The organism is Aliivibrio sp. S10_S31 (assembly GCF_014694495.1).
GTDB classification, from domain to species: Bacteria; Pseudomonadota; Gammaproteobacteria; order Enterobacterales; family Vibrionaceae; genus Aliivibrio; species Aliivibrio fischeri.
Map to the genome: position 1 here is coordinate 1 of NZ_JAAUWR010000180.1, position 221 is coordinate 221.

1 tRNA gene and 1 rRNA gene are annotated in these 221 nt (G+C 49.3%); both read left to right on the forward strand.

Annotation, left to right across the window (positions count from 1 at the left end):
• Positions 1–79: ribosomal RNA gene (locus HC728_RS20055) — 16S ribosomal RNA — on the forward strand; the annotation flags it as partial.
• 67 nt (positions 80–146) lie between these two features.
• Positions 147–219: transfer RNA gene (locus HC728_RS20060), tRNA-Glu, on the forward strand.
• Positions 220–221: the final 2 nt, after the last annotated feature.

Consider the following 221-nt stretch of genomic DNA (forward strand, 5'->3'; position numbering starts at 1 on the left):
CACCACTTTGTGGTTCATGACTGGGGTGAAGTCGTAACAAGGTAGCCCTAGGGGAACCTGGGGCTGGATCACCTCCTTAAACGATAGATTGCGATTTATGAGTGTTCACACAGATTAATTAGGTTTTAAATTTAGAGTATCTTAGTGTCCCGTTCGTCTAGAGGCCTAGGACACCGCCCTTTCACGGCGGTAACAGGGGTTCGACTCCCCTACGGGATACC